General features: G+C 63.6%; 3 protein-coding genes and 4 pseudogenes. 5 read left to right on the forward strand and 2 right to left on the reverse strand.

The window, feature by feature from the left end:
- Nucleotides 1-31: 31 nt before the first annotated feature.
- From ACVOLQ_RS14155 to ACVOLQ_RS14175, 5 genes and pseudogenes are all read left to right on the forward strand, one after another.
- The gene (locus ACVOLQ_RS14155; RefSeq protein WP_313174201.1) at nt 32-1,132 is read left to right on the forward strand and encodes a branched-chain amino acid aminotransferase; all 1,101 of its coding nucleotides are present in this window, start codon (nt 32-34) and stop codon (nt 1,130-1,132) included.
- Between the two features lie 333 nt (nt 1,133-1,465).
- Nucleotides 1,466-3,199 (forward strand): annotated as a pseudogene (locus ACVOLQ_RS14160) (S8 family peptidase); the annotation flags it as partial.
- Between the two features lie 144 nt (nt 3,200-3,343).
- A pseudogene (locus tag ACVOLQ_RS14165) lies at nt 3,344-3,565 on the forward strand (proprotein convertase P-domain-containing protein); the annotation flags it as partial.
- 706 nt (nt 3,566-4,271) lie between these two features.
- Nucleotides 4,272-6,026 (forward strand): annotated as a pseudogene (locus tag ACVOLQ_RS14170) (S8 family peptidase); the annotation flags it as partial.
- 132 nt (nt 6,027-6,158) lie between these two features.
- Nucleotides 6,159-6,380 (forward strand): annotated as a pseudogene (locus ACVOLQ_RS14175) (proprotein convertase P-domain-containing protein); the annotation flags it as partial.
- A 68-nt stretch (nt 6,381-6,448) separates the two neighbouring features.
- On the opposite strand, the gene ybaK reads toward ACVOLQ_RS14175, so the two are convergent.
- Both ybaK and ACVOLQ_RS14185 read right to left on the reverse strand, forming a co-directional pair.
- Nucleotides 6,449-6,925: a Cys-tRNA(Pro) deacylase gene (ybaK, locus tag ACVOLQ_RS14180; RefSeq protein WP_313174202.1), complete on the reverse strand. Its 477-nt coding sequence runs from the start codon at nt 6,923-6,925 to the stop codon at nt 6,449-6,451.
- Nucleotides 6,926-7,411, reverse strand: coding sequence for an asparaginase domain-containing protein (locus tag ACVOLQ_RS14185; RefSeq protein WP_282267147.1), 486 nt, complete (start codon nt 7,409-7,411; stop codon nt 6,926-6,928). It lies immediately after the preceding gene.
- Between the last annotated feature and the right edge of the window lie 159 nt (nt 7,412-7,570).

The raw sequence follows: 7,570 nt of genomic DNA on the forward strand, positions 1-7,570 counted from the left end.
TCCCATCCCGCAATCTGGAAGGAATTATCCGGTGTCCCAGTCTTCGTTGAGCTTCGATGTCACCCGTTCGGATCATCCGCGTAGCGCCGAGGAGCGCGCCAAAATCCTGGAAAAGCCGGGCTTTGGTCTGCACTTCACCGACCACATGGTGGCCGTACGCTGGGACAAGGACACCGGCTGGCACGATGCGGCGGTAACGCCGTACGGCCCGATTTCGCTGGATCCGGCTGCCGCCGTGCTGCATTACGGCCAGGAAATCTTCGAAGGCATCAAGGCCTACCGTCACGCTGATGGCTCGGTGTGGACCTTCCGTCCGCAGGCCAACGCCGCCCGCCTGCAGCGTTCGGCGCGCCGCCTGGTGCTGCCGGAACTGCCGGCCGAGATCTTCGTCGAGTCGCTCAAGCAGCTGGTCGCGCTGGACAAGGACTGGGTCTCCGATGCCGATGAAGCCAGCCTGTACTTCCGCCCGTTCATGATCGGCGACGAGGCCTTCCTCGGCGTGCGCGGCGCGCAGAAGGCGACCTATTACGTCATCGCCAGCCCGGCTGGCCCGTACTTCGCCAAGGGCGTTGCGCCGGTGGCGATCTGGTTGTCCACCGATTACGCGCGCGCTGCCAAGGGCGGCACCGGTGCTGCCAAGTGCGGCGGCAACTACGCAGCCTCGCTGCTGCCGCAGCAGCAGGCGCAGGCGCAGGGCTGCTCGCAGGTGCTGTTCCTGGATCCGGTCGAGGGCAAGTACCTGGAGGAACTGGGCGGCATGAATGTGTTCCTGGTTTACGGCAAGGAAAACAAGCTGGTCACCCCGGCGCTGTCGGGCAGCATCCTGGAAGGCATCACCCGCGAATCGCTGCTGCAGCTGGCCCGCGACCGCGGCATGACCGTGGAAGAGCGCCAGGTCACCATCGACGAGTGGAAGCAGGGCGTGAGCTCGGGCGAGATCACCGAAGTGTTTGCCTGCGGCACCGCGGCAGTGATCACCCCGATCGGCCAGCTCAAGGGCGAAGGCTTCTCGGTGGGCGACATCAATGCACCGGCCGGTGAAGTGACCATGTCGCTGCGCAAGGAACTGACCGACATCCAGTACGGCCGTCAGCCTGACCGCCACGGCTGGCTGGTGCGTCTGGACGCCTGAGCCTCCGAGTCAGGCAAGTGAAGAAGCCCGCTGCGGCACATTCGCAGCGGGCTTTTCTTTGTCCGGACACCCAGGGGCGCAGCCCAGCAGTACCAAGCAATAATAAAATATTCTTTACGAATCACTCACTTGCGTAAACGTGACGGAGCAACGGTTTCTGTTGTAACCCTCTTGTCATTGGTTCAGCCGCCATTTACTGTCCGCCCACGAATCGGTAACAGGGGACTGGTTCGGGTAGTTCTACCCGGGCAGCAACCTCTTCGCATCTGGCAGGGCCCCGGGTAGGACTGATGCCGCGCACGCGGCTTCCTCTCAATGCAGAAGGGCTAATCAATGTCATCCAAATCGCGCCGTACGCTCGTTCGTGGGTTGTTGGTTGTTGGCACTGCGTCGTTGTCATCCCTGCTTCTGTGTGCGCCGGCCTGGGCCGGCGATGTGCATCTGGCCGGCCTCGATTCCGCGCCGACGCACCAACGCTTCATCGTCAAATACCGGCAGGACAGCCGCCAGGCTGCAGGTGACGCTGCCCTGCAGAAAACCCTGGTCTCCGCCGCGCGTGCGTTGCCGGCACGTGCGGGCAAGAGCATCGGCGTGCAGCACATGCGGCGTCTGGCGGTAGGCGCGGATGTGGTCCGTGCCGATGCCAAGCTGGATCGGGCCGAGGCGGAAACCCTGATGCGCAAGCTGGCTGCCGATCCCAATGTCGAGTACGTCGAGGTCGATCGCCTCAATACCATCCGCCTGACCCCGAATGACACCCGCTATGGCGAGCAGTGGGGCTACTCGGGGACCTATGGCATCAAGGCCAACCAAGCCTGGGATGTCACCAATGGCGCCGGCTCGGTGGTGGCGGTGCTGGATACCGGTATCACCGCACATAGCGATCTGGCCGCAAATCTGCTGCCGGGCTATGACTTCATCAACGACACCACGGTGTCGAACGATGGCAATGGCCGCGACAACGACCCCAGTGACCCGGGTGATTGGGTGAGCGCCAATCAATGCGGTGGCATCCATGCCGCACAGGGCTCCAGCTGGCATGGCACCCATGTCGCCGGCACCATCGCGGCGGTCACCAACAATGCCAAGGGCGTTGCCGGCGTGGCCTATGGCGCCAAGATCGTACCGGTGCGCGTGCTCGGTACCTGTGGTGGCTATGACTCGGATATTGCCGACGCCATCATCTGGGCTTCCGGTGGCACCGTATCCGGTGTACCGGCCAACGCGAATCCGGCCGAGGTGATCAATCTCAGCCTGGGCGGCTCCGGTGCCTGCGGCAGCACCACCCAGGCGGCAATCAATGGCGCGGTCAGCCGTGGCACCACGCTGGTGATTGCTGCAGGCAACGACAACACCAATGTGTCCAATGCCTCGCCGGCCAACTGCAACAACGTGATCGCAGTGGCATCGACGACCAGCACCGGCGCACGTTCGAGCTTCTCCAACTACGGTGCACTGATCGACATCGCCGCACCGGGCTCCAACATCCTGTCCACGCTCAACAGCGGCACCACCACGCCGGGCACCGAGAGCTACGCCGCCTACAACGGCACTTCGATGGCGACCCCGCACGTGGCAGGCGTTGTCGCGCTGCTGCAGGCGGTTTCGACCACACCGAAGACGCCGGCGCAGGTCGAGGCCTTGATCAAGGCCAATGTAACGCCGTTCCCCTCCACGCCATCGCAGAGCATCGGCCCGGGCATTCTCAATGCCAAGGCAGTGGTGGATGCGGCGAACGGCGGCGGCAACCCGAACCCGGGCGGCACGGTGCTGAACAACGGCGTGCCGATTACCGGCTTGTCGGGCGCTGCCAGCAGCACGCAGTTCTTCACCGTGCAGGTTCCCGCAGGGGCGAGCAATCTGGTCATCGCCAGCTCCGGCGGCACCGGTGATGCGGACATGTACGTGCGTGCCGGCAGCCAGCCGACCACGTCCACCTACGATTGCCGTCCGTACAAGACCGGCAACGCCGAGAGCTGCAGCTTTGCAACACCGGTTGCTGGCACTTACCACGTGATGCTGTCCGCGTACTCTGCGTTCTCCGGCGTCAGCCTGCAGGCGAGCTGGAGCACCGGCGGTGGCAGCGGTGGCGTGCAGACCTACAGCAACGCGACGGCGGTCACCATCGTCGACAATGCCACCGTTGAAAGCAGCATTGCCGTCTCCGGACGCAGCGGCAACGCGCCGGCATCGACACCGGTGACCGTGGATATCAGCCATACCTGGAAGGGCGATCTGAAAGTGGATCTGGTGGCACCCGATGGCAGCGTCTACGTGCTGAGCAACTATGCGGGTGGCAGCGCGGATGACATCAAGCAGACTTTCAACGTCAACCTGTCCAGCGAGGCGTTGAACGGCAACTGGAAGCTGCGTGTCAACGACAAGGCCAGCGGTGATACCGGTCGTATCAACAGTTGGTCGATCAGGTTCTGAGTTGAGCAGCGTTAAGCGGCAGCGGATGGTTGCTTGAAGGCGCTGCTGCTCTGCTGCGATGTGATCTGGCCCCGGCGCTTTCGCCGGGGCTTTTGTTTGTTGATTGATGGACTTCAGTACACACGTTTCCCCATGGCGTTGTGATTGGCAGGATGCCTCGTTCGCCACAGGTCTGTAGCCCGGGTAAGCGCAGCGCACCCGGGAGCAATGCTCAGGCGAACTTTCAGACTCTCCGTCAACGGCCCCGGCTGCGCTGTGTTTGCCCGGGCTACCAGTCCAGTGACCACGGCACGGTGTTCCTGTGTTTCCGCTTGAGGCGGCGTGCCGATCAGTATGGATTCGCCGATGTAGTGCTGCCAGGGAATGCGGCCGCGCAAGCAGCGCTTCAGCAGTGAGCCCGTCACTTGCGGCGAAGGACGTGGCGGGCAGGAATTGTTGGCGTTGGTGATGGTCGCGATGCATTGAAGCGCGGGATGCGCACTTTCCTGACTGATGCGTTGGGAGGTTCCGATGGCGCACCGGACAGCGGTTTCAGTAGAACGCCGATGGGAGCGCGTAAACCGTCTGCCTACTGTCTGCGGGCGGATTGGTGAAGGGGAACCAATCCGGAGCGTTCTGCCCTGGTGTTGGTTGCTGTCCGCGCCGGAAACACCGAGCAGGGCCGACGCCGCGCAAGCGGCATCTTTCCATGTAGAAGGGTTCAACAATGTCATCCATATCGCGCCGTACGCTTCGCCGTGGGTTCGTGGCAGCTGGCACTGCTTCGTTGTTTCCGCTGCTGTTGTGCACGCCTGCCTTGGCCGGCGAAGTGCAACTTGCAGGCCTGGACTCCGCGCCGGTGCATCAACGCTTCATCGTCAAATTCCGCAAGGACACAGCCCAGGCTGAAGGTGGGGTCCTGCTGGGCCGCGTCTTGACCGTCGCTGCACGTGGGCTGCCGGTACGCGCTGGCAAGGCTGGCACGCTGCAGCGCCTGCGCCGGTTGGCGGTAGGTGCGGACGTGGTGCACGTGGACACGCCGCTGGATCGCATCGAGGCTCAAGCCTTGATGCATCGTCTGGCTGCGGACCCTGGTGTCGAGTACGTCGAGATTGATCGGCGCCATACCATCGCTACCGCGCCGAATGACCCGCGTTTCGGCGAGCAATGGGGGCTGTCCGGTGCCTATGGCATCAAGGCCGCTGAGGCTTGGGAGAATGCAACCGGGGAGGGCGTGGTGGTGGCGGTGCTGGATACCGGCATTGCCAGCCACAGCGATCTGGATGCCAATGTCCTGCCGGGCTATGACTTCATTGACGACACTGCGGTTGCCAATGACGGTGATGGTCGCGATGGCGATGCCAGCGACCCGGGTGACTGGGTGACGGCCAATCAATGTGGTGGCAGCCATGGCGCGCAGAATTCCAGTTGGCATGGCACCCATGTCGCCGGCACCGTTGTGGCGGTTGCCAACAATGGCAAGGGAGTGGCGGGCGTCGCGCCTGCTGCCAGGATCGTGCCGGTACGTGTGCTGGGCCGCTGTGGCGGCTATACCTCGGATATTGCCGACGCCATTGTCTGGGCTGCCGGTGGACAGGTAGCCGGTGTACCTGCCAATGCTTATCCGGCAGAGGTGATCAATCTCAGCCTGGGCGGTGCAGGCACCTGCGGCAGCACCATGCAGAACGCGATCAACAGTGCGACAGGCAAGGGCGCGACCCTGGTTGTCGCGGCTGGCAACAGCAACATCAACGTGGGCAGCGCCTCGCCTGCCAACTGCAACAATGTCATCGCCGTTGCTGCCAGCGACAGCGCCGGCAAACGCTCGATCTGGAGCAGCAGCCAGCAGTCAAACCATGGTCCGTTGGTGGACATTGCGGCGCCGGGCAGCTCCATCCTTTCCACGCTCAACCGTGGCAGCAAGGGCCCGGCGGGCGAGAGCTACGCGTCCCATGGCGGAACCTCGATGGCGGCGCCGCATGTGGCGGGCGTGGTGGCGCTGGTGCAACAGGTCTCCAGTCCTGTGCGTACGCCCATGCAGGTTGAAGCCTTGATCAAGGCTACGGCGACGCCTTTTCCAGCTACCCCGGACCGGGAGATCGGCACCGGCATCGTCAATGCGCAGGCGGCTGTGGCTGCAGCGCTGGGCGGCCCGTTGCCGCCGGACCCCGACCCCGCAACAGTGTTGGTCAACGGTGTGGCGCTGATCGACCTGGCGGGCAGCAAAGGCAGCAATCGCTATTACAGCGTGCAGATACCGGCAGGTGCGTCGAACCTGCTGATCAGTATTGCCGGCGGCAATGGCGATGCGGACCTGTACGTACGCGCCGCCAGCCGTCCCACCGCCTTCAGCTACGACTGTCGACCGTTCCACGCCGGCAATGCCGAAAGTTGCAGCATTCCGGCGCCTGTAGCGGGCACTTACCACGTCATGTTGACCGGCTACTCGGCGTACTCGGGGGTGCGTTTGAAGGCAAGTTGGGGTCTGCTACCGGCGCAGACCTATAGCAGCAACGAGGCGCTGGATATCCTCGACAACCGCACGGTGGAGAGTCCGATCAGCGTAACCGGGCGTACTGCCAATGCACCGGCGGCGACGCCGGTAACGGTGGATATCAGCCATGGCTGGCGCGGTGACCTGAAAGTGGAGCTGCTTGCACCTGGCGGGCGCGCCTATCTGCTGAGCAATTACGAAGGAGGTAGTGCCGATGACATCAAGCAGACCTTCGAGGTGGATCTTTCCAAGGAGGCCTTGAATGGCGTTTGGACGCTGCGAGTCAACGACAAGGCCAGTGGCGATACGGGCCGGCTCAACCGCTGGTCGATCACGTTCTAGCTGGAGGCATCGTTTGTCGGCGCGGATGGGCCCGGCGTTGTGGTTGAGCCCATGTCGCTGACAGCGACTCAGTCCTCGCAGATATCGGCGCAGCTGGCCTGCAGGACCTGCAAGGCATCAGCCGGGGCGATATCCAGCAGCAGGCCGCGTTGGCCGGCGTTGATGTAGAGCGCGTCGTGCTGCCCGGCACTGGCGGCAAATACCACCTTGGCCGGCCGCTGCTGTGCGAAGGGGCTGATGCCACCGACCTTGTAGCCGCTACGCTTCTCGGCTTCAGGCACTTCCATCATCTGTGCGTGCTTGCCGCCGCAATGGGCGGCAAGCTTCTTCAGCGACAGGCGCTGATCGGAGGGGATCACCGCGATCAGTGGCTGCTTGTCCACCCAGGCCATCAGCGTCTTGAACATCCTTGCCGGAGCAATGCCCAGTGCCTGCGCCGCTGCCAGCCCCTTGCTGTCGACATCGGCCGAGTAGTCATAGGCATGCACGCCATGGGCGATGCCGGCCTTGTCCAATGCGGCGGTGGCGCGGGTACTTCTGGCCACTTACAACGATTCGAAGCGATTGGCGTCGACGTTCTTGCGGACCTTCTCCGGATTCCAGATGCGGCCGTTCATGGCGATGTAGACGCCTTCCGGCAGCGACTGCACCGCGCCGATGGCGCAGCCGATGTTGAACTCGGCATCGGAACCACGGAAACGGGCCGGGCTGAGCGCGCCGGTCATCACGATGGTCTTGCCCGGGATGGTGGCCAGTACCTTGCCGGTGGCGACCATCGAGTCGGTGCCGTGGGTGACCAGCACGTGGCGGGTGGGCTGCGCGGCGATGGTGGCGCGGATCAGCTCGCGGTCATCGTCGCTGATGTGCAGCGAGTCCTTGCGCAGGATCGGGATCACGTTGAAACGGAAGGTCACGCCCAGCTCACGCAGGATCATGCCGATCTGCGGATCACCGATCTGGTAATCGGACTTGTCGTCGAAGTAGATCTTGTCGATCGTGCCACCGGTGGTGACGATCAGGAGTTCTTCCATCATTGCGGTAAATCCTTGCGGTGACTGCCAGCGGCACGGGCCGCGATGCTGCGCATGATAATGCCGCAGGCTGCGCCGGGCCACGTCAGGTCGCGTCACCCGGGTAGCGCCGAGCCATGTTCGGCTGGGGCATGCCCGGGGCCGGATCAGTTGTGGTTG

The organism is Stenotrophomonas sp. STEN031, from assembly GCF_056759975.1.